20 protein-coding genes are annotated in these 22,301 nt (G+C 45.7%); 9 read left to right on the top strand and 11 right to left on the bottom strand.

From position 1 onward, the window contains the following. Positions 1 to 23: 23 nt before the first annotated feature. Positions 24 to 1,223, bottom strand: coding sequence for a mannonate dehydratase (uxuA, locus tag LZG94_RS20300; protein WP_233793620.1), 1,200 nt, complete (start codon positions 1,221 to 1,223; stop codon positions 24 to 26). A 189-nt stretch (positions 1,224 to 1,412) separates the two neighbouring features. After that, the gene (locus LZG94_RS20305) at positions 1,413 to 1,970 is read right to left on the bottom strand and encodes an RNA polymerase sigma-70 factor (protein WP_233793621.1); all 558 of its coding nucleotides are present in this window, start codon (positions 1,968 to 1,970) and stop codon (positions 1,413 to 1,415) included. Between the two features lie 344 nt (positions 1,971 to 2,314). Between LZG94_RS20305 and LZG94_RS20310 the strand changes: the two genes are divergently transcribed. After that, complete coding sequence (locus tag LZG94_RS20310; RefSeq protein ID WP_233793622.1) at positions 2,315 to 3,334, top strand: LacI family DNA-binding transcriptional regulator; 1,020 nt, start codon at positions 2,315 to 2,317, stop codon at positions 3,332 to 3,334. A gap of 1 nt (position 3,335) precedes the next feature. On the opposite strand, the gene LZG94_RS20315 is transcribed toward LZG94_RS20310, so the two are convergent. After that, positions 3,336 to 4,616: a DUF349 domain-containing protein gene (locus LZG94_RS20315; RefSeq protein WP_233793623.1), complete on the bottom strand. Its 1,281-nt coding sequence runs from the start codon at positions 4,614 to 4,616 to the stop codon at positions 3,336 to 3,338. 71 nt (positions 4,617 to 4,687) lie between these two features. On the opposite strand from LZG94_RS20315, the gene ettA reads away from it, so the two are divergent. The 4 genes from ettA (at position 4,688) to LZG94_RS20335 (ending at position 10,201) form a co-directional block, all read left to right on the top strand. Beyond that, complete coding sequence (ettA, locus tag LZG94_RS20320; RefSeq protein WP_233793624.1) at positions 4,688 to 6,355, top strand: energy-dependent translational throttle protein EttA; 1,668 nt, start codon at positions 4,688 to 4,690, stop codon at positions 6,353 to 6,355. A gap of 245 nt (positions 6,356 to 6,600) precedes the next feature. Further along, positions 6,601 to 7,989: a UDP-N-acetylmuramate--L-alanine ligase gene (murC, locus tag LZG94_RS20325; RefSeq protein ID WP_233793625.1), complete on the top strand. Its 1,389-nt coding sequence runs from the start codon at positions 6,601 to 6,603 to the stop codon at positions 7,987 to 7,989. Between the two features lie 23 nt (positions 7,990 to 8,012). After that, a complete protein-coding gene (locus tag LZG94_RS20330; RefSeq protein WP_233793626.1) occupies positions 8,013 to 8,609 on the top strand; it encodes a TIGR00730 family Rossman fold protein in 597 nt (198 codons plus the stop codon). Between the two features lie 17 nt (positions 8,610 to 8,626). Further along, complete coding sequence (locus LZG94_RS20335) at positions 8,627 to 10,201, top strand: OmpA family protein (protein ID WP_233793857.1); 1,575 nt, start codon at positions 8,627 to 8,629, stop codon at positions 10,199 to 10,201. Here LZG94_RS20335 and LZG94_RS20340 read toward each other — a convergent pair. Together LZG94_RS20340 and LZG94_RS20345 are read right to left on the bottom strand one after the other, a co-directional pair. Further along, complete coding sequence (locus LZG94_RS20340; RefSeq protein WP_233793627.1) at positions 10,191 to 11,378, bottom strand: acyltransferase family protein; 1,188 nt, start codon at positions 11,376 to 11,378, stop codon at positions 10,191 to 10,193. The two genes, LZG94_RS20335 and LZG94_RS20340, sit on opposite strands and share 11 nt — an antisense overlap. Positions 11,379 to 11,484: 106 nt before the next feature. Next, on the bottom strand, positions 11,485 to 12,651 hold the full coding sequence (locus LZG94_RS20345; RefSeq protein WP_233793628.1) for an AraC family transcriptional regulator: 1,167 nt from the start codon (positions 12,649 to 12,651) through the stop codon (positions 11,485 to 11,487). Positions 12,652 to 12,752: 101 nt separating this feature from the next. On the opposite strand from LZG94_RS20345, the gene LZG94_RS20350 reads away from it, so the two are divergent. Then, entirely contained in the window at positions 12,753 to 13,967 is a 1,215-nt protein-coding gene (locus LZG94_RS20350) for a TCR/Tet family MFS transporter (RefSeq protein ID WP_233793629.1), read from the top strand. Here LZG94_RS20350 and LZG94_RS20355 read toward each other — a convergent pair. The 3 genes from LZG94_RS20355 to LZG94_RS20365 all read right to left on the bottom strand — a co-directional run bounded on the left by LZG94_RS20355 (position 13,964) and on the right by LZG94_RS20365 (position 16,937). Beyond that, a complete protein-coding gene (locus LZG94_RS20355; RefSeq protein WP_233793630.1) occupies positions 13,964 to 14,575 on the bottom strand; it encodes a heme-copper oxidase subunit III in 612 nt (203 codons plus the stop codon). The genes LZG94_RS20350 and LZG94_RS20355 overlap by 4 nt on opposite strands. Before the next feature lie 78 nt (positions 14,576 to 14,653). Next, complete coding sequence (ispE, locus tag LZG94_RS20360) at positions 14,654 to 15,463, bottom strand: 4-(cytidine 5'-diphospho)-2-C-methyl-D-erythritol kinase (RefSeq protein WP_233793631.1); 810 nt, start codon at positions 15,461 to 15,463, stop codon at positions 14,654 to 14,656. A gap of 10 nt (positions 15,464 to 15,473) precedes the next feature. Next, complete coding sequence (locus tag LZG94_RS20365; RefSeq protein WP_233793632.1) at positions 15,474 to 16,937, bottom strand: M28 family peptidase; 1,464 nt, start codon at positions 16,935 to 16,937, stop codon at positions 15,474 to 15,476. Positions 16,938 to 17,253: 316 nt separating this feature from the next. Between LZG94_RS20365 and LZG94_RS20370 the strand changes: the two genes are divergently transcribed. Further along, the gene (locus LZG94_RS20370) at positions 17,254 to 18,738 is read left to right on the top strand and encodes a xylulokinase (protein ID WP_233793633.1); all 1,485 of its coding nucleotides are present in this window, start codon (positions 17,254 to 17,256) and stop codon (positions 18,736 to 18,738) included. Between the two features lie 75 nt (positions 18,739 to 18,813). Here the strand turns inward: LZG94_RS20370 and LZG94_RS20375 are convergent, their stop codons facing one another. Next, positions 18,814 to 19,149: a single-stranded DNA-binding protein gene (locus tag LZG94_RS20375; RefSeq protein ID WP_233793634.1), complete on the bottom strand. Its 336-nt coding sequence runs from the start codon at positions 19,147 to 19,149 to the stop codon at positions 18,814 to 18,816. Between the two features lie 237 nt (positions 19,150 to 19,386). Here LZG94_RS20375 and LZG94_RS20380 point away from each other — a divergent pair, with 237 nt between their 5' ends. Together LZG94_RS20380 and LZG94_RS20385 are read left to right on the top strand one after the other, a co-directional pair. Continuing rightward, complete coding sequence (locus LZG94_RS20380; RefSeq protein WP_215234950.1) at positions 19,387 to 19,743, top strand: hypothetical protein; 357 nt, start codon at positions 19,387 to 19,389, stop codon at positions 19,741 to 19,743. Between the two features lie 32 nt (positions 19,744 to 19,775). Then, entirely contained in the window at positions 19,776 to 20,651 is an 876-nt protein-coding gene (locus LZG94_RS20385; RefSeq protein ID WP_233793635.1) for an aldo/keto reductase family oxidoreductase, read from the top strand. Positions 20,652 to 20,661: 10 nt separating this feature from the next. Here the strand turns inward: LZG94_RS20385 and LZG94_RS20390 are convergent, their stop codons facing one another. Together LZG94_RS20390 and LZG94_RS20395 are read right to left on the bottom strand one after the other, a co-directional pair. Further along, positions 20,662 to 21,576, bottom strand: a complete 915-nt coding sequence (locus tag LZG94_RS20390; protein ID WP_233793636.1) for an S-adenosyl-l-methionine hydroxide adenosyltransferase family protein — start codon at positions 21,574 to 21,576, stop codon at positions 20,662 to 20,664. Positions 21,577 to 21,601: 25 nt separating this feature from the next. Continuing rightward, complete coding sequence (locus tag LZG94_RS20395) at positions 21,602 to 22,183, bottom strand: hypothetical protein (RefSeq protein WP_233793637.1); 582 nt, start codon at positions 22,181 to 22,183, stop codon at positions 21,602 to 21,604. Positions 22,184 to 22,301: the final 118 nt, after the last annotated feature.

The following is a 22,301-nucleotide window of genomic DNA, read 5'->3' on the forward strand; positions in this document are numbered from 1 at the left end:
TAGGGGGTTGGGGGATTTCCCTTTCAGGCATTTGGGGGTAATCCCCTTTCAATTCCATATTCCAATCCTCTCAACTCCGCCAGTCCCCGAAGGCGCCCGATTGCTGTATAACCCGGATTCGTTCTTTTGCCAGTGGATAAATCGTCCAGCATCCGGTGTCCATGATCAGGCCGAAAAGGCATTCTTAGATCTGTTCTCCCTTCTTTTTCCCTTCTTTTTTGTTCCAGAACCAGCCCCCGCATCACCGAATACATATCAACGTCTCCATCGAGGTGATCGGCTTCGTAAAAGCTTCCGTCGTGCTCCCGTTTTGTCGCACGCAAATGGATAAAATGTATCCTGCCGCCTAGCCTGTCCACCATTCCTGCGAGGTCATTATCGGCGCGTACGCCGTAGGATCCTGTACAAAAGCAAATTCCGTTAGATTGATGATCGTAAGCTTCCAGCACCATCATCGCATCATTTTCAGTACTTACCACTCTTGGCAAGCCTAATATCGGGTACGGCGGATCGTCCGGGTGAATAGCCAGCCGAATGCCCGCTTCCTCAGCCACAGGTCCTATTGCCTGGATAAATTGATATAAATGCGTCCGCAATTCGAGGTCGCCTACTTCTTTATAAGTATCGAGTACTTTCCTGAATTCTTCAACCGTAAAACTCTCTTCGGAACCGGGCAAACCAGCGATGATATTGCGCACGAGTTTCTGCACTTCTTCCTCCAAAGCTCCGTCAAGCCATTTTTTAGCTTTCGATTTTTGTTCGTCGGTATACAAATCCTGGGCTTCTGTGCGGTTTAGTATATAAAGATCAAATGCCGCAAACTGCCCCGCGTCAAATCGTAAGCCAGTCGAACCGTCTTTCATCGGCGCGTCCAGATCGGTTCTGGTCCAGTCAAGGATCGGCATGAAGTTGTAGCAAACGGTGTCAATCCCGCATTGGCCCAGGTTGCGCAAACTTTGCTGATAATTAAGAATGTATTTTTCAAAATCACCTGTCCGCGTCTTGATCGCCTCATGCACAGGTACACTTTCCACCACCGACCAGGTAAGTCCGGCCGCTTCGATCATTTCTTTTCTTGCAGTAATTTCCGCAACCTCCCAGATCTCACCATTGGGAATATGGTGTAATGCAGTTACTATTCCGGTCGCGCCGGCCTGACGGATATCCTGTAACGTAACAGGATCATTCGGCCCAAACCAGCGCCAAGTTTGTTCTAATGCCATTTTTTTAGCTGTTAGCGATTAGCTGTTGGCTGTTAGCTTTTAGCTTTTAGCTTTTAGCTTTTAGCAACAGGTTAATCGCTTCACGGTTTATGTTTTTCTTTATCTTACAATTATCAAATCGGTCATTTTCTCCAATAGCTTATAGCTAACAGCCAATAGCTAACAGCTAAAAGCCAATAGCTAAAAACTTCACGCCACCAACCTGTGCTCCGGTACCCTTTCTCTGAGCACTTTCAAGGCCCGGCTCATTTGCGTTTCCACGGTTTTGACAGATATAGCAAGTTTTTCGGCAATATCCCGGTAGCGCAAGCCCTCTTCGCGGCTTAGTCTGAAAATGAGCTGGCATTGTCTTGGCAACGCCTGAATGCAATCTTCTACGTGCGAATAAAATTCGTTGAACGAAAGCTCCTCCGCAGGTGAAAAATGATCCGCGTGCGACATATTCCATTGCACCGATTCCAGCGATTCGCGCTCATTCTGGCGATGTATCCGTAATTTCAGATAGTCAAGCGCCTGGTTGCGTACAGCCCGGTAAATGTAAGCCTGAAAAGACGTATGCACCTCAATCTGTTCACGGTTTTTCCAAAGCTTTACAAAAACATCTGACACAACTTCCTCCGCAATCTCGCGGGTTACAACTACGCGCATCGCATAATTGCAAAGCGACCGGTAGTGGTGGTTGAATAATTCCCGAAACGCGTGGTAGTCGCCGCTTGTCACCACTTTGCCGAAAAGATTCTCCAACATGCTTTTCTGGGATTGGGCAGAGGATGTGGTGCAGGTAAACGATTTTGCTTCCATTGATTCACGTTAAGTTGGTTTATAGAAAATTTCCGGGATAGGTAGTGGTATTAGGTAGCCGACCCTCGTCAACAATGAATCTAGTTTAACCATTGATTCAATGATACACAAAAATAAATCTTGAAAAAAATCAACAAATCTACGCAACCGTTCCCGGAACCGTTCCCGTCAGCGCAATTATTCCCGGAACTTAGGCCGTAGATTAGTAATTTGTGCAACATTCTCACTTTTGTGCATTCTGGTGCATTTCTTAGGATTAATAGTAAGATTGCATTATTCCCATATCCCTCATGAAAAAGGTTTCCATAACCATTAAAGAAATAGCCCGGCAGCTCGATATCTCCAAGTCTACCGTTTCGCGCGCCCTCCGCGACAGCAGTGAAATCAGTGAGGAGACCAAGAAAAAAGTGATCGCGCTGGCGGAAGAACTGAATTACTACCCCAACCCGATTGCGATCAGTCTGCTGAAAAACAGGACGCAGACGATCGGCGTGATCGTGCCGGATATTGCCAACCGTTTCTATTCATCGGCGATCGGCGGCGTGGAGGATATTGCGTACAGCCGCGGCTATCACACGATGATCTACCAAAGTCACGAGCTGCTCGAACGCGAGCGTTCCGCTTCCAGGCATATCGCTTCCCGGCGGGTCGATGGGCTGGTAGTTGCTATTTCCAGCCAGTCAGAGAACATCGAGCACTTCGTTTCCTTGCAGGAGCAGGGTATTCCTGTGGTGTTTTTTGATCGGGTAAGTGATGCGATGCAAACACATAAGGTGCGCGTAGATGATTACAAAGGTGCATTTGATGCGACTGAGCACCTTATTAAACGTGGTTGCAGGCGCATTGCGCATATTGCCGGGCCCAAGCCCGTATCGATCACTCGCTTCCGGCTCGAAGGGTACAAGGATGCATTGCGTAAACACGATATTAAATTCCAGGAAGAGTGGGTTTTACACAGTGAGATCACCCAGGCCGGAGGTACCGAGCGGACCTACCAGTTAATGGCGCTCCGCGAGCGGCCCGATGCGATTTTCGGCGCCAGCGATAGAATTACAATGGGAATCCATTCCGCATTGCGGCAACTCGGCTACCGGATGCCCGACGATGTGGCGGTAGTGGGTTTTTGCGACCTCGCTATGTCCTCGCTACTCGACCCGCCGGTTAGCTCCATTACCCAGCCTTCTTTTGAAATGGGCCAGCAGGCGACTTCTTTGCTTCTGGATCTGATTGAAAGCAAAAATACCCCGGCCGAATATGAGACCAGGGTATTGCCTTCTAATTTGGTGATCAACAAGTCGTCTATGAAATAAATTAACCCGTTATCGTCTTTAACTTTCTATCAAACTCCGCCAGAATGCGTTCTTTCATCTGCACTTTGCGTTTTTGAATGTTGATACGTCCGGCCGCCTGTTTATCCAGTTCAGGATCGCCTGTGGCTGTTCTGTCAAATTCAAGAATCGCAAATTCAAGGTCGCTTTTCTCACGTTTTGCAAGCCATTCGAGCTCGCGGTATTTTGTTCTGAGCTGTTCTTCCGGACTTTTCAGGTCGAATGCAGGATACTTTCTGCTGATCACGCGGGCCAGGTAGCTCAGTTCAAATATCTTATCACAAACCATTCGAAAACGCTCGGCAAGTTCCTTATCTGCCATTTTGAAAGGTATTTTAATCTCCTTCCATTTGCTCAAAAGAACTTTGGCCTCCTGCGAAGCTTCCACGATATCCTGGCTTCTCAGCAATGTTTCAGCTTGCGCCAATAGTTTCTGCTGTTCTACAATTCTTGGGTCGACGCGTACCTTTGGCTCTATCCCTTTAGCCAGGTTGTACTTGTCATAAAACAGCTTCAAAAAGTGCCTGTACGCCTTATTAACCTTGAAAAAACGCTTTGGTGGCACTTCTCCAATGTTGTTCCATGCATTGCGCACGTCTCTTGCTTTGGCATAAGCATCGTCCAGGTCGCGTGAGTAACTCAGCGTTTTGGTGATTTTGATGAGCTTTTCATACTCTTCAATACGATGCTGGTTAATTTTATTCTGTTCGTCAAAATAGTCGCGGCGGCGTTGGAAGAAATCGTCCAGGATCTGCTGGAAAGTGCTTTCCACTTCTTCCTGATACTCTTTTTCAACGGGACCTGTACGGATCCATTTCGCCTTGATCTCCTGAATCTGATCGGTGGCAGCGGCGTAATCTTCAATCGCAGCCGCAGCTTTTACGTCTTCGATCAGCGCACGTTTTATTTCAAGATTTTTAAGTTGATTAACTTCAATCAAACCCTTCAAATACTCTTCTTTCTCTTCCAGTCGGCGCAGCAAAGGGACAAAATCCCCGAGTGCATCAAAACCTTTAAGCTTGCGTTGCAGCTGGATCAGCTTGGTGAGATAAGAACCTTTGTTAAGGGCCTCGTCAATTTCCTGTTCCAATTGCTCCACTTTGTTCAGGACGATATTGAATCGATTTTTGAAATAATCAATCGCTTCCTGCTCCGTTCTTTTCACTTCTCCAATTTGCCGGTCGGGGAATTCCAGGTACCCCTTTAAAAATACTTTGCTGTCTTTAACATAGCCGTATTCATCATTCAATGTGGCATTTTCCATTCTTTCAATTTTTTTATCTGCTAAGTGTAGGGATATATAACGATATTTGTTACGCACAAATTAAACAAAAAATGAGTAACGAAACCATTATTTTCTCAATGTCGGGAGTCAACAAAATCATTCCTCCCAACCGGCATATTATTAAAAATATCTATTTATCCTTTTTTTATGGTGCAAAAATCGGGGTTCTTGGATTAAATGGTTCAGGAAAATCAACATTGCTGCGTGTGATCGCCGGCATCGATAAGGATATTCAGGGCGACGTTGTGTTCTCGCCCGGTTATTCCGTCGGAATGCTGGAACAGGAGCCGAAATTGGACCCCTCCAAAACGGTAAGAGAAGTGGTAGAAGAAGGTGTTCAGGAGATTGTCGATTTGCTGAAAGAGTTTGACCAGATCAACGAAGCTTTCGGAGAAGAGGACGCAGATTTTGACAAACTACTTGAAAGACAGGGAGAAGTTCAGGAAAAACTAGACGTCGCCGACGCTTGGAACCTGGACAACCGACTTGAAATCGCGATGGACGCACTCCGCTGCGCACCTTCGGATACTTTGGTTTCGACACTTTCGGGAGGTGAAAAACGGCGCGTCGCATTGTGCCGCCTGCTCCTTCGCCAGCCTGACGTTTTGCTACTCGATGAGCCTACCAACCACCTGGATGCCGAGTCGGTACTTTGGTTGGAAGAACATTTAAGACAATATAAAGGAACAGTTATAGCAGTTACCCACGATCGTTATTTCCTTGATAACGTGGCTGGCTGGATCCTGGAACTTGACCGCGGCGAAGGTATTCCGTGGAAAGGAAATTACTCTTCGTGGCTGGAACAGAAGCAGGAACGTTTGAAAAAAGAAGAGAAAACAGAATCCAAACGCCAGAAAACGTTGCAGCGCGAGCTGGAATGGGTTAGAATGGGCGCAAAAGGCCGCCAGGCGAAATCCAAAGCACGCTTAGGTGCATACGAAAGGCTGCTCGGCGAGGAAGGCAGGGAGAAAGAAGAAAAATTGGAGATCTTCATTCCAGCCGGTCCGCGATTGGGCAACAAGGTCATCGAAGCGCACAACGTTTCAATGGGTTTTGGAGACCGGCTTTTGTATGAAAATCTGAGTTTTGCACTGCCGCCAAACGGTATTGTAGGGATTATCGGGCCAAACGGAGCTGGTAAGACCACTTTATTTAAACTCATCACCGGACAGCTTAAACCGTTGACGGGCCACTTTGATGTGGGCGATACCGTCGAGCTTGCTTATGTAGACCAGGAGCACGATAATCTGGATGCCAACAAGACTGTATATCAAAGTATTGCAGACGGAAATGACTGGATTATGATCGGTGGAAAGCAATCGAATGCGCGGGCTTATGTGAGCCGGTTCAATTTCGGCGGCGGCGACCAGGAAAAGAAGGTGGGTAATTTATCTGGTGGAGAAAGAAACCGGGTGCATTTGGCAATGACATTGAAGGAAGGTGGTAACCTGCTATTACTCGATGAGCCGACCAACGATTTGGATGTCAATACATTACGTGCATTGGAAGAAGGCCTTGAAAACTTTGCAGGCTGCGCAGTGATCATTTCCCACGACAGGTGGTTCCTCGACCGCGTCGCTACCCATATTCTTGCATTCGAAGGTGATTCTCAGGTGTATTGGTTTGAAGGTAACTTTTCTGAATACGAAGAAAACCGCCGCAAGAGACTAGGAACCGATGCTACTCCGAAACGCATCAAATACAAAAAACTAGCTTAGCGCGTTTCGGCTTCGCTCAACGTGACAAGGCGACACCGTTTCGGCTTCGCTCAACGTGACAAAGGCGACACCGCTTCGGCTTCGCTCAACGTGACAAGGCGACACTGCTTCGACTGAGCTCAATATGACAAGGCGGTAGCGTTTTACATTTTCAACCTAGCTGTCACGTTGAGCGTAGCCGAAACGGGATTGGCTCAAAGATCAATTCTTGCTAACTTTCGCACAAAACCCGTTTTTAATATTCAATGAGTTCAAATCCGTCTTTGTCTAAAATACATTTCATCTCGATAGGCGGCAGCGTCATGCATAACCTTGCAATCGAGCTGCATTTAAAAGGATATATCGTTACAGGATCGGACGATGAAATATACGAACCTTCGGCAAGTAGGCTTGCCAAATATGATCTGCTTCCGGCGGTTACCGGGTGGTTTCCAGAAAAAATCACCAGCGACCTGGAATCGGTTATTCTCGGTATGCACGCCCGGCAGGACAATCCGGAACTGGCGAAAGCGAAGGAACTGGGCATTAAGGTATATTCTTATCCTGAATATATTTTTGAGCAAAGTCAAAGCAAACAGCGCGTTGTGATCGCAGGAAGTCACGGAAAAACCACGACGACTTCGATGATCCTGCACGTTTTGAAATACCATAACCGCGTTTTCAACTACCTCGTCGGTGCGCAGATCGAAGGCTTTGATAATATGGTAAAGCTTTCCGAAAATGCGCCGGTGATCATCATCGAAGGCGACGAATATTTCACCTCGCCGCTGGACCACACTCCCAAATTCATGCATTACCAGCCGCATATCGCATTAATCAGCGGTATCGCGTGGGATCATTTCAACGTGTTTCCTACCTGGGAATCTTATGTGAAACAGTTTGAACTTCTTGCGGATTCGCTGCCGAAAGCTGGCGCCATTATTTTTGACGAAACCGACGATATGCTCGACGTGATCGGCCAGAAGGATCGCCCGGACGTTGCGAGTATTCCTTATAATGTGCATCCGAACAAGATCGAGAATGGTAAAACGATTTTGCTGACAGCCGACCAAGGCGAGGTGCCGGTTCTGGTTTTCGGAAATCATAATATGAAGAATATCAGTGGCGCACATGCAGTTTGCGAGCGGCTTGGTATTACAGATGAAGAGTTCTACAAAGCGATTCAAACATTTAAAGGTGCTTCAAAAAGACTGGAATTGCTGGGAAGCTCAGATACTGTGAGTATTTACCGTGATTTTGCACACGCACCTTCCAAAGTGGAAGCTACAACCGCCGCATTAAAGCAACAATACCCTGATAGGCAACTCGTTGCCTGCGCAGAACTGCACACCTTCAGTAGTTTGAACAAACTTTTTCTCAAACAATACCGGAGGAAACTGACAGCTGCTGATGTGGCGATCGTATACTACAACCCGCTGACGATCGAGCACAAAAAGCTGGAACCTATTTCAGAGGAAGATATCAAAAACGCATTCAAAAGGGACGATTTGCACATATTCACCAGTTCCGATAATCTGAATGCATTTTTGAGATCGCTGACCTGGAAAGACAGCAACCTGCTTTTGATGAGCTCCGGCACGTTCGGCGATCTGGATATGAAGTCGCTGGCCGCAGATATTCTTGAAAATCAGTAAAATACTAATACAAAATCTGTTTCATGCAATCGATTGTAGTTTACTGCGGTTCTAATATTGGCAAAAAACCGGTTTACGCGGAGACTGCCTATGAATTGGGCAAAGAGCTGGCTAACAGGGACATTAAGCTGATTTACGGTGGAGGCAATATGGGCTTAATGGGCCGCGTGGCCGACGGTGCGATGGATCACAAGGGATTTGTGACGGGCATTATCCCCAATTTCCTCGCCAATCTTGAAAAGGCCCACAAAGAGCTTTCCGAACTGCATTTCGTCGATACCATGCACGAACGTAAGGCAAAAATGGTCGCTATGTCCGACGGCGTGATTGCGCTGCCGGGGGGCTATGGTACCTTGGACGAACTGTTCGAAATACTTACCTGGGCGCAGCTTCGGATTTTCCACGGCCCAGTTGGCTTGCTGAATGTAAATGGGTACTACGATTTGTTACTGCTTCAACTCGAAAAAATGGTAGAGGAAGGTTTCTTGCATCCGTTAACTCATCAATTACTGGTGGTTGATAACGATCCTGCGGGACTTTTAGAAAAAATGGAGATATTCCGGCAGCAAAATCCGGAAAATAAGCCTCTAGATAGCTCGTTATATGTAGATAACACCTAGTTACCTCTCCTTCAATGATGCGTATTTTAGTACTGCTGCTGTTTACCTCAATTTCATTCTGCTCTTATGGGCAATTGGAAAGTCTTGGAAAGACAGTAAACACCGAATACAACGAAATCAGCCCGATTATTGCCCCCGACGGCAAAACGATCTATTTTTCACGGGTAAGTCACCCTCAGAACACGCATGGGCAAAAAGGCAGCCAGGATATCTGGTTTTCTGAGCTTAAAAATGACAAGTGGACGCAAGCCAGAAGATTGCCGCCGCCGCTAAACAAGGAGGATTATAATTCGCTTTACAGCATTACCCCTGACGGTAATACACTGTTGATCAAGGGTTCCTACAAAAATGGTGTGTACGAAACGCGCGGATTTTCGACCAGTAAAAAGACTGCAAGAGGCTGGTCAGCGCCGAATAAAATTGAAATTCCGGGCTATACAAAATTGAGTAAGGGTCAATTTGACTGCGGCTACCTCTCTACCGATGGGAAGACTTTGGTTATGTCTTTTAGTGAAAAGAAGAACAGTAAGGTTGATAATCTCTATGTAAGTTTTAAACAAAAGGATGGCAATTGGACGAAACCGATGGACCTTGGAGCGGAAATCAATACAGATGAATTTACCGAAACCACTCCATTTCTCGCTCCTGACGGAGTAACACTCTATTTTTCGAGCGACCGGAAAGGCGGCCAGGGTAGCAACGATATTTATTACAGCAAACGCATTGACAAATCCTGGAAACGCTGGAGCCGGCCTGTTAACCTCGGTCCCGCGATCAATTCCGATGGGTACGACGCATATTATACCATTTCGGCCCTTGGTGATTTCGCATATATGGTCTCATTTAAGGGTACTGAAGGAAAAGGCGATGTAGTACGTTTTGACCTCCGCCCGAAGGTGACGCCCGGGGATACCACCGAAGCGCCGATTGCAAATATACCCGCAGCCGATCCGGTTGTGATGATCAGTGGTAAGGTGATCGATTCGAAAACGGGAAAACCGGTCGAGGCTACTATTATATATGAAAATCTGGCCGACGGAGAAGAAGTGGGTACGGCTACAACGAACCCAACCACGGGTGAATACAAAATTGTGCTTCCTTATGGTCAGAAATACAGTATGCGGGCCGTTGCACCCAATTTTATTGCTGAGGGAGAAAGTGTTGACCTTACTGACTCGACAGGTGGGGCTGGTAAAAATTTCAGAGAAATCGCTAACAAATCTTTAAAGCTGATCCCGATTGAAGAAGGGCAGATTGTTCGCCTCAATAACATTTTCTTCGCCACCGGGAAAGCTACCCTCAATAAGGAATCCTTCCCTGAGCTGGACCGGATCGTGATATCGATGGTTGAAAATAAAACGCTCGCGATTGAGCTGGGCGGCCACACGGATAATACCGGTAGCGCCGCTTTTAACCTCGACCTCTCTCAAAATCGCGCTGATACAGTTCGCGAATACCTGATCGGAAAAGGCATTGAACCCGACCGCGTGGCCAGCAAAGGTTACGGCGAAACGGTACCGGTAGCCAAAAACGACACCCCGGAAGGCCAGCAGCTCAACCGGCGCGTGGAATTTAAGATCCTTAAGAAATAGGCGCCGTCTCCGGTTTTGTCAATTTTTTAGACTTCAAAGGCTTTAATCCGAAGAACAATCGCAGAATGTTCAGCCTGCTGATCACAAAATGGTAGAAGAACAGGCAAACCGCGAATGTCGCCGCCGATAAGTAGATGAATTTTGAAAGTATCGAGAATTGTGCATTGATAATCGGGTAAACCAAACAGATAATCACCGTTTGATGCAGGATGTAAAATGGATAAACCGCTTCGTTGGCGTACCTGAGAAACCGATTTGTAAACCGCAGGTGAATGTAGGCAAAACCAAAGATAGACAGCAAAATGCACCAGGTATTGGTCGTCCTGATAAATCTGTAAACGATTCGCTCTCCCTCTCCTATTTCCCTTTCAGTAAAATAATAGTAGTAAACGATAGGCGATAATATCAGCCAGACTAGCAATAAAACCTTCCTGTTAGTTTTTAAACCTTCCCAAAACGCTTCCTGCGTACAAAGAATAAATCCGCAAACAAACAGCGTGAAGTAATGAAAATGCTGTTTCCAGTCGTGTATCAAATCATTTGTTGTTGGAAAACGCGCTTCCAGCAAAATATCCCCCATCACATGCCACAGCACAGGTATAACAATCAATGCAAACGGATTCCTGAAAAACTGCGCCCATCTTGCTGTTAATGCCTCATTTTTACGAATAAAAAGCAGCAGCGGCAAACCAACGATGGAGTAAAAAAAGATATAGACCAGGTACCAAAGGTGGTGCCAGCTGAAACTGCCGGACGGATAAGGTTTGAAATCGAAAACGGTTTTATAAAACTCCGCATAGGAAAACGTGGCTCCCTGCGTCAGCCTCTCAATGAAAATTTGCGGAGGTACTATTACGAACATTCCAAAAACCAAAGGAATGAAAATCCTGACAACCCGCTCTTTCGCAAACGCGCCCGAACTGCGACTGCCCAGCGCAAAATACACTCCTGCACCAGAGATCATAAAAAGCAGCGACATTCTCCACCAGCTTGAAAAGTACATCGGAATCTGAATGAGACTACTCTGCTCGTTGTTTTTGATGTGCCAGCCCCAGTAGTTGAAGAACATTCCTACGTGAAAAAAAATGAGGATAATGAAGGCGATAACCCGTAACCAGTCGAGATCATAGCGGCGGTTGAGAGGGGAATTGTAGGATGCAGTAACTTGTTTTTCCATGACAGCAGTTTTGAAATATACCCAAAACTAGCTGCTAGCTCGGCTAGCGGCGACCGTTCTTATCAGCATGATGTTCTTCCCGATAAAAACGTACATGAATTTACTTTCATCTTGCACTGGCTTTTTTGAACTCCGAGGGTGTAGCGCCGGTAATTTTCCGAAATGCAGTATTAAATGCCGACTTAGAATTATAGCCGACCATTTGAGCGATCTCTTCAATCTTGATAAAGTTGCTTTCTCCATTACTTAAGATGCGCTGAGCCTCGCGAATGCGGTAGGTCGCCAAAAAATCAAAAAAGTTCTGGCCCACTTCCTCATTCAGAATTTGAGATAAATGGTGGGTGGAAATACCCAGTCTTTTGGCAAGCACCGGCATTGAAAAGCTTGGGTCGAGAAACAACTTTTCTTTCTGCATTACTTCTTCCAGCTTACGAAGGGTATTCGATTGTATTTCCTCCGTAAGCGACGACTTCTCATACTTTTTAACGGAACGTGTACGTGTTTCCTGAAAAAACAATGACCTTCTCAGCACAGAAAACCCGGTAACGTAAATGATGATACCGATAAATGCCGCTATGAAATGGTCGCCCAGATCGTTGGGAAAGGTAGTTCGGACAGCAAAGAAAATAATCCCTAACACCAGCAAAAGCAGATAAATGTCGCGGTACCAGGATAATTTATCTTTCTCTTTCGAGAAAAAAGAGCGGCCTTGCCCGGCAAAGGTACTCTTAAGAAAAAAGAAAGTGGCCACATTGTACACCGCCATACTGATCAGTGTGAAATTGATAATATTTCCTTTTGGGAAGAACATCCATTTGTTTCCGTAATAGGTATAAGGTATGTCCGCCCGCTCGGGGTGAAAGGAATCCATGTAGCAGTGGTATTTGAATGCATTACTTTGCGGATACACCATGATACACATATAGACCAGGTATAACGCAAAAGGAAGGAAATGCAGCCAGACGAATTTATCGCTACGATTAGTAACACTCGTTCTGATGTACAAATACGCCATTGGCGCCATGATCAGGTTGAGCGGCTCGGTCGCGTCGTTGAGCCAGATAACGTGGAACATCAGGTTGGTATAACCCAGCCAGACGTCACATACGACTAATGACATCCCAAGTATTAAAATGCCCAGAAACAGATTAGGAAGCCTGTTCCTACTAAAATGAGAGAGGAAGAAAAATGCCAAAATCAGTCCCTGAACCCAGCCTAGCAGCATAAATACTGAAAACAAATCGATACGGACCGGCAGCACAATTGGCGTCATAAGGAGATCTTGGTTGCCAAATATACAAAATCGAGAACGTATGTACTGTTGAAGATCAACACCAAAATTTTAAGGTATTTTTGATTCCAAACTTCATCTCTATGTCCGCAAACCGCTCGCCCGCCATTGGTTTCATTTTTGTAACGCTTCTAATAGACGTAATCGGATTGGGAATCATTATTCCTGTGATGCCGAAGCTGATCAGCGAGCTCACGGGCGACAATATCAGTGCCGCGGCGAAAGATGGTGGCTGGCTTTTGTTCGCTTATGCGGCAATGCAATTCCTTTGTGCACCTATTATTGGCGGCATCAGCGATCAGTTTGGCAGGCGGCCGGTCCTGCTTGCTTCCCTTTTTGGTTTTGGGATTGATTACATATTCCTCGCCTTTGCGCCAACGCTCGCGTGGCTGTATGTAGGCCGCATTATTGCGGGGATCATGGGCGCAAGTTTTACTACCGGAGCCGCTTACATTGCCGATATCAGTATTCCTGAGAAAAGGGCGCAGAACTTTGGGTTGTTGGGCGCAGCTTTCGGTCTTGGCTTCATTATCGGTCCAGTTGTCGGCGGATTGCTGGGCCAATATGGGACGCGGGTTCCCTTTATGGCTGCCGCCGGTTTCTCACTCTTAAACTGGCTCTACGGCTATTTCATTTTACCTGAATCACTTAAACCTGAGAACAGACGCAAATTCGAATGGTCGCGTGCAAATCCGATTGGCTCCCTTCAAAACCTGAAACGTTACCCGATTATTTATGGCCTGATCCTGTCGCTAGGACTGGTTTACATTGCGCTTCATGCGGTTCAAAGCAATTGGTCATTTTATGTAATGGAAAAATTCAAGTGGAACGAGGCGCAAATCGGATATTCCCTTGGCGCGGTGGGTATCCTGAGTGCGTTTGTTCAGGGCTATCTGATCAGGTTGATTTTGCCTAAGATTGGTCAGAAACGTGGCATTTATCTGGGTCTGCTGCTTTATGCGGTAGGATTTATGCTCTATGCTTTCGCTACACAGGGCTGGATGATGTACGTTTCTATGGTTCCTTATATTTTAGGTAGTATTGCGGGTCCAGCCTTGCAGGGCATCATATCCACACAGGTGGCAGCTAATGAACAGGGTGAAATTCAGGGCGCTTTAACAAGCCTGCAAAGTCTGACCTCGATTATCGGGCCTCCGTTGATGACAAACCTGTTTTCTGTCTTCACCGGACCAACAGCTCCCGTATATCTGCCTGGCGCACCAATGCTGGCTGCCGCTGCACTGACACTGGTCAGCACAATTCTGGCGAGAAGGAGTTTGAAAAGAAATTTTGATTAATACATCATAATCAGCACCACAAAAACCACCAGCCAGAGTGCGCCGGTAAAGTGCCAGTAACGTGTAAAAAGTTTAATGCGCAGCCGGTTCGGCGGGTTCACACTGTAAACAAAAGCATCTACATAAGCGCGGTTCTTGACAGCTTTTCTGAAAAGGTAAATCAGATAAAGTACCCCCCCGAACATATGCAGCATATGCAGGCCTGTTAACAAATAGATAAATCCTTTGGAAGTACTCAGGCTGCTGAAAACTTGTGAATTCACCATTTCGATCCAACCTCCTATCTGCAATGCGATGAACATCAGGCCCAAGAACATGGTAGCGCCTAGAAATACACGATAATGTAAAAAGCGCTCATTTGCAAAAGCCAGATTCGCTTCGTGGAGGGTAATACTGCTGAATAGGATTACTAATGTACTAAGCCAGAACATGTCCGGGAGTGAGTCCAGGTGACTGATGTCCTTGTGAAGGCTTACAAAAAAGATAATGAAGATCGAGGTAAATATTAGCGAGCTGCCGATCACGCCCAGCCAAAGCATAAACCCGAGTGGTTCGCGTCGCTTCGTGAAAGGACTTTCCCTTAATTTGGTTGTCGGCTTTGCACTCATTGCTTTCTCTTTTATAGTCGTGTAGTGTTTAATATAACGGATTACGGGCGAGGCGAAACATAGTGTTCATAAATTAATTTATCGCAACGCACCTTGCCAAACTTTGTATCTTTCAAACACTTCTACTAAGTCTTTTTCCTGGTCAAAAATTCCAAAAATTGTCGAACCTGATCCGCTCATGGATGCATAGACAGCACCTTGCTTGTACAACTCCGCTTTTATTTCTTCCAAAAGAGGATACTTTTCAAATAGTGTTGCTTCAAAGTCATTCTTAACTTTTCCATTCCATTCAGAGACCGGAAGCCTGAGTACCTCTCTCAGATCCGACGCGCTCATTTTTGGCACTACACCTGCATAAGCTTGAACTGTCGAAATATGAATACCCGGGTTTACTAAAACTATCCATTTTCCCGCCAATTCAATATCAATCCGCTCGAATTGATCACCTTTGCCGAAACAGTAGGCTGGCTGGTTAAGAATGAAAAAAGCACAGTCACTACCTAATCTACGTGCGTAAGAAAGTTGTTTTTCAAAAGATATTTCTAATTGCAACAAATCGTTCAGCGCCTTTATTGCGAAAGCTGCATCAGCCGACCCGCCTCCTAAGCCCGCACCTATTGGTATTGCTTTCAGCAAATGGATCTTAACTGCTGGCAAAGGATACTCCTCTGCAATCAATTCATAGGCCCTGACGCATATGTTGTCACTCTGATCTCCCGGAATCGTAATCCCATCAAACTCCACAGAAAACGCTGGAGCAGTTGTGATCTCTAATGCATCCTTCCATCCCACGGGATAAAAGCAAGACTCAATATTATGGAATCCATCTGGCCGCTTTTCTACAATATTCAGCCCGATATTTATTTTCGCATTCGGAAAAACTAGCATGCTATTCAGGTTACTGCTCCCAGCGCCACTCCTGCCCTATTATCAATTCCTCTTTAAGGCCTTGGGAAATAAGGAAATCCCTCGTTTTCTGATCGGACAATTTCTTAACACTTATTTTATCGGTATTGGAAAGCGCATATAAATACATGGCGGCAATACGCACTGTCGTTTCAAGTTGTTCTTTATTCACAAGGCTGAAATCGTCGCAGTCGGCGTGGTAGCATTGCAGAACCTCCGGGTCAAGATGTCCTGAAAGCCCGGCAATAGGAACACCTTCCAGCATAAAAGGTTGGTGATCGCTGTGCAGACCAGCACGGTTAATGATCTCGTTCTTATAATTGCCGTCAACCTGGTGGATCGCATTTCCTACATTGGCAAAGAAATCGTTCATTTCATTTCTTCCAAAAGCGTTAACACCCCTCGGATCGTTCGTCATGTCCAGGTTCATCATATAGCTCACCTTCTCTATTCCACCCGATTTTTTCAACTCTCCTACAAAATGCTTTGAGCCAAGTAATCCCTGTTCCTCGCCCATGAAGAGAACGAATTGTATTGTTTTTTCAGGTTTCACTTTCAGCGCCTTGAACGTTCTTGCAATATCAAGCACCGCAAAAGATCCGATCCCGTTATCAATCGCGCCCGTCGCCAAGTCCCAGGAATCCAGGTGACCACCGATGATCACCTTTTCATCCGACTTTCCTTTCAAGGTTGCAATTACATTTCTCGCTCTGATAGCCTTCGAGGTATTATGCATATCAATATGCGCCAGCAAAGGCCCTTCCTCTTTAAGCCATTTACGCACCTCGAACCCACTTTCGTTTGAAATACATACCGCCGGGATAGAAATAATTGCACCCGTTACCGAAGCTGTGCCCGTAAGCAAAATCTGGCCCGGCGCTCCGTTGACCATGATCACACCAGTCGCGCCGTACTTGATAGCAAGAGCGGTTTTTTCTGATCTGTGCAGATTTTTCTTACCTGTTACGCCTACCAGATTGATATTGGCAAGCGCCACTTTGCCTTTGATCTTATCCTTGACACTTTCGAAATCTTCTTCGAGCCCGTTACCGACATCCACAATCTCCCCCTGCAAATTAGATTCTTCGGGAGAATGGGCCAGGGAAACAACGGGTACATCTCTGAAATTGTCGCTGCTACCCGGAGCGATCGATAAGGTTACTGTATCGCGCATCCAAGCTTCTACTTCGAACGGTTGGTACTTCACATCTGTAAAACCGTAGCTTTTGAGCAATTTGAAGGCATATTCCTCCGCCTTTTCGCCATTGGCGCTGCCCGTTAGCCTGTGACCGATTGTTTTGGTCGCATTTTCCAGCGTAGTATAAGCCTTGCTATTTTTCCTTACTTCGCTGTCGATGCGTGAAAACGGCTTGTCCCATTTTTTGTCGGCCGAAGTCGCACTCAGCAGCGACAATAAACTCCCCCCAACCAAACAGATTTGTATAAATTTTCTCATAGTTCCTGATAAAGGATGTCACCGGTTTATTAGAACACAAATATCTGATAGATATTTGAGCTTATGCAAGATAAACACAAATCAAACTACAATTCGGTCTGTCTGGTTTCATTTGCGAACTTCAATATAGAGAATTTTTTCTACAAGCCTGTCTTAGCAAAATCGTTGTCAATTTCAGCTCTCAGATCAGCAAATCTTTAATTGTAAACTTTACACTTAAAATTGCAGTTTTCTTGTTAGAGTGGATATTTTTGTACTTTTCAGTAGTTATATTTAAAAATTATTGTGTTATCAAAGCATTAAATATTCATAGCTAATGTATTTCCTGGGATTCGATTTAGGTAGTTCTTCTGTTAAAGCATGTCTCATCCAAGCAGATACGGGGGCAGTCGCGGCCTCCGCTTTTTTCCCTGAACGGGAAATGACAATTGATGCGCCCAAGCCTGGCTTTGCTGAGCAGCAGCCAGAAAACTGGTGGAAAAACGCCTGCCTCGCCTCTCAGGCGGTAGTCAGAAAAGCTGGTATTAAACCGGAGGAGGTAGCAGCGATCGGTATTTCATATCAGATGCATGGTTTGGTTGTAGTTGATGAACAACTGAATGTCCTCAGACCGTCTATCATTTGGTGCGACAGCCGGGCTGTGGAAGTAGGTAACAAAGCGATGGAGGAGCTTGGTGAAGAATACGTATTGCCTCATCTGCTCAATTCTCCCGGAAATTTCACGGCGGCCAAACTTGGCTGGGTGAAGCAAAACGAACCAGACGTTTACGCTAAAGTCCATAAGTTCATGCTTCCCGGCGATTATCTCGCGATGCGTATGACGAGAGAAGTCGTTACAACTCCGTCAGGCTTATCGGAAGGTATCTTCTGGGACTTTGTTAACAAGCGTCCTGCCGACTTCCTTTTTGACCATTTTGGTTTCGATCAAAATATTCTTCCTACTGTATTGCCAACGTTCTCTGACCAGGGCCGCATTACCGCGGAGGCGGCGGAAGCGCTTGGCTTGAAGCAGGGCATTCCAGTTACCTACCGCGCGGGCGACCAACCTAACAACGCGTTCTCGCTCAATGTCCTCGAACCGGGAGAAGTAGCGGCCACAGCGGGAACTTCGGGGGTTGTATACGGCGTGAGTGATCAGATCAAGTTTGACGCCAAATCTCGTGTTAACACTTTTCTCCACGTTAATCCTGTGTCGCAGGAAGATCGATATGGGGTTTTACTATGCGTAAATGGAACCGGCAGCCTGAACGGCTGGCTCAGAAATTCTCTTTTCCAGGGCAATATCAGCTATCCCGAAATGAACCAACTCGCGGCGGCAGCCCCTATTGGTTCCGACGGACTTTACTGTCTTCCTTTTGGAAATGGGGCCGAGCGAATGCTGGAAAACCAGGACCCGGGCAGTACTTTCAAAGGCTTGCAATTTAGTCGCCATAATTTGAACCATTATACCCGGGCTTCCCAGGAAGGCATTGTATTCGCATTATATTACGGAATGGAGATCATGGAAACTGTTGGTGTTTCGTTGAAAAACATTCGCGCAGGCGAAGCCAATATGTTCCTGAGCCCTGTTTTCCGCGAGACATTTGCCAATGTATCCGGAGCTACCGTTGAGCTCTATAATACGGACGGAGCTCAGGGTGCAGCCCGCGCGGCCGGATTCGGTCTCGGATATTACAAGAACCGCGCTGACGCATTCACCGGCCTGACCGCATTGCAGACAATAGAACCCAATAGAGAAGCTACCTCTGCTACGAAGGATGCTTACGAAAGGTGGAAAGAAGCCCTGGAATCAAGTTTATAAGTTGGCGCTGGTCTCATAGGTTCTCTATGAGACCAGCAACTTTATATATCTGCTTCTCAACAATTAAAGCACAGGTTAAGCACTCACTGGGGCCGCTTTCACATATTCGTCAACCTTGAAAGCGACTATTTCCGCGACTTTTACGGTTTGTTCGTCCTTATTCTGGTATTGGCGGTAGTTAATGCGACCTTCTACGACGATCATCTTGCCCTTTTCCAAAAGCGTCTCACATTTCTGAGCAACCTGTCCCCAGGCTACGATCGCATGCCAGGTCGTGCTTTTTATTTCCTCCTTGTTCTTATTCTGGTAATTCTCATCCGTCGCCATCGAGAAGGTTGCAATTTTTCCGCCTTCAAAGTCTCTGACATTGATTTCACGTCCTACGTTTCCAATCAGTTTTACTGAGTTCATCTTGTTAATGTTTAAAATGTAATTTGACAATACCGTTTGTCTGAACGACAATGCAAATGTGTGGCGAGAGCAAAAAATGATTCGGTTATTAATCATTTATAAGCATATAAAAACATTTGCAGCCGTTTGCAAACGGAAAAGGGGCTTTGTAGGTCTGATGCGAATTTTACTATATTGCGCCAGTAGAGGTATGCACACTGTAAAGTCCGGAAGCGGACTTGAATCAAATAGTCAGAAATGAAGAACTGCCTGGAATGCGAAAAACCATTAATGGGTAGAGTAGACAAGAAGTTCTGCTCAGATATGTGCCGGAACAGCTACAATAACCGGCTGAACTCTGACTCTTACAATGTGGTCAGAAACATGAACAATCAGCTGCGAAAAAACCGCAGGATACTTGAAGATCTTTGCCCGGAGGATAAATCAAAGACTACCAAAAGTGCATTGATAGGGAAAGGTTTTGATTTCAATCTGATCACAAGTATCCGGACTACGCTGAAAGGAAGCGTCTATTATTTCGTTTATGACTACGGTTATCTTGAACTTGAAAATGATTTTTATCTGATCGTGAAGGATAAACGATTGGAGAAATAAATATTTTTGCACCGAATCAAATATTCATTGGAATGAAAAAAGTAAGCCTCAGTGACTCAGGACCAAAGGTTTCAGAAGCGATTTATGGTTTTTGGAGATGGACGGATGAAGGGATTGCGACTACTTCGCAGATCGAAAAAACAGTCAATCTCTGTCTTGAACTGGGGATTAATACTTTTGACCATGCCGATATTTATGGAGACGGAAGCATTGAAGAGCATTTTGGCAAGATCATTCACAATAAATCCTTTAAACGCGAGGATATTGTTTTGTTCAGCAAATGCGGCGTAAGGCAAACTCCTAACAAGTATCTGACCTATTTCGATACTTCGCGTGACCATATTGTCAATAGCATCAATAGTTCGCTAAAAAGGCTGAGGACCGATTATCTCGATATTTTCCTTTTGCATCAAAGTGATTTTCTGTCCGACCCCGAAGAAACTGCAATGGCGCTCGCGGAGGTTGTGAAGTCAGGTAAGGCACGGCATATTGGTGTCGCGAACTTTACTGTTTTTCAGCATCAATTACTGGCCTCCTATCTTCGGATCCCGATCGTGACCAATCATATTGAGCTGAACCTAATGAACACTTCGGCTATCGAGGACGGTCGTATTGATTTTATCAAGCAAAGTTTCAGCAAACCACTTGCCTGGGCGCCGCTCGCAGGGGGTAAGATATTGAACGGGACAGACGAAAAAGTAGTGCGTTTGAGAACCAAACTGGAAGAGGTAGGGCGGAAATACAATGCTAACATCGAACAGACTGCGGTAGCCTGGCTGATGAAATTGGGCACACTCCCAATTATTGGTTCCTTGTCAGAATCCCGGATCAGAAATGCGGCGAGCGCGTCGGAAATTAAACTCAGTCGTGAAGATTGGTACGAGATCTACCACGCTTCCGGGAAATAATCCATCTCAGCTATTTACTCAATATAATATTCCAGTTATTCCCACTTCCGACACCTTTCTTTTCGGAAAAGCTACCCATATTAATGCCAAGAGAGAATTGGAGCAGGCTATTAAAGTAGCCCGCCGGTTCTCCCTTCGGCACATCGCCAAATGTATTTACATAGCGAACTCTTCCCTGGAAAACACTGGAATCCCCTTTTGATATCGTCACGGTAACAGCCTCGCCCATTTTTATGTGCAAGTTTTCGAAGAGCTTTTTATCAATATTAGTCCAAACATTTCCGTATTGAACATCCAGAATGGGGATACTGCCAAAAACTTTTCCATCCTTGAAAGCGGCTCTTTGATAAGGCAAAGTGTCAACCTTCGCCGGTAGCTTTGGACCTACCTCTTCAAATGAAATTGCCCGGGAAGCAAGTCGGGCGCCGGTGAATGCATATACGTCGCGGCCGTGAAAAGTATAAGACTCATTGGAATTCTTTCTGCGATTATTTACTTCATCGATCTCACGCACCTCTTTAATGCCCATTTGCTCAGCCACTAAAGTGAGTGTTCCATTATCAGGAGTCACAAAGTAATGGCCGGACTCGGTGAGCAAAACGACAGATTTTCGTTTGGTACCTACGCCGGGATCAACCACTGAAACAAAAACTGTACCGACTGGCCAGTACGGAGCGGTTTGCACGAGTCTGTAAGCTGCTTCCCAGATGTTATATGCAGGTATTTCGTGGGTTACATCATAAATCCGGATATCTTTTGAAACACCCGAAGCCACGCCTTTCATCGCTGACACTGCTCCATCTTTCAACCCGAAGTCGGACTGAAAAACGAGCGTAAAGTTCGGTCTGTCGTCGCGGCCACAGCCCAGGCAGCACAGGAAAATGAATAGTGCAGCCAAAAACTGCCTCGACGCTATTTTTTGCATTAGTTCTGATATTTAAAACCAAAAACTACTTTTTCAACTGTTTTGCATCCAGTTTACGGATAATATCCTTTTTATTGAACAATAACCGCCAGACTGAAAATGGCACTTCTGCATTCTGCGTGCAGGTTTTACAGATAATACTCTCCACGGGCACCGGTGCATTATATACCAGCATGGAATCGCCGAGCTGCTGCAAATTATCGCCTGCCGCTGTCTTACTTTTCGCACTGAACAAATATGCGTCCAAAAGCTCCTGCTCTTTCGGGGCCAGCCTGCTGCTTTTCAAATCACCTTCGCCCAATAGTTCTACCTGCACGCCGTATTCTTTTTGCAATGCAGCTATCACCGGAATTTCATCCAATGTATTACAAAATTTCTTTCCGCTCTCAGGGTTCTTTTCAATCTCCGCTTTCAATGATTTTTCGGCAATCTGGGATATTTTTTTACCCCATTCATTGGCCGAATAAACGAGTTGCGTATTGGTTACCCGCTTGATCTGCGACGCCTTAATTTCATTTGTAAGTGCCTTCGTTTGCTCCACGCGCCCGCTGGAATCACAGCCATAAAGCGCCAGTGCGACTATTAGAATACAAAATCCCTTTTTCATATTGATCTGAAACTTTTAAAAGCGAAACAATAAAGTACTACGACACGGGATCCGCGGCTCAACTTTCATTACATCTAAAATGCGTATCTTCGTGCCCCAAATGTAGTTTGCCAAAGAT

The organism is Dyadobacter sp. CY343, assembly GCF_021390335.1.
Classification (GTDB): domain Bacteria; phylum Bacteroidota; class Bacteroidia; order Cytophagales; family Spirosomataceae; genus Dyadobacter.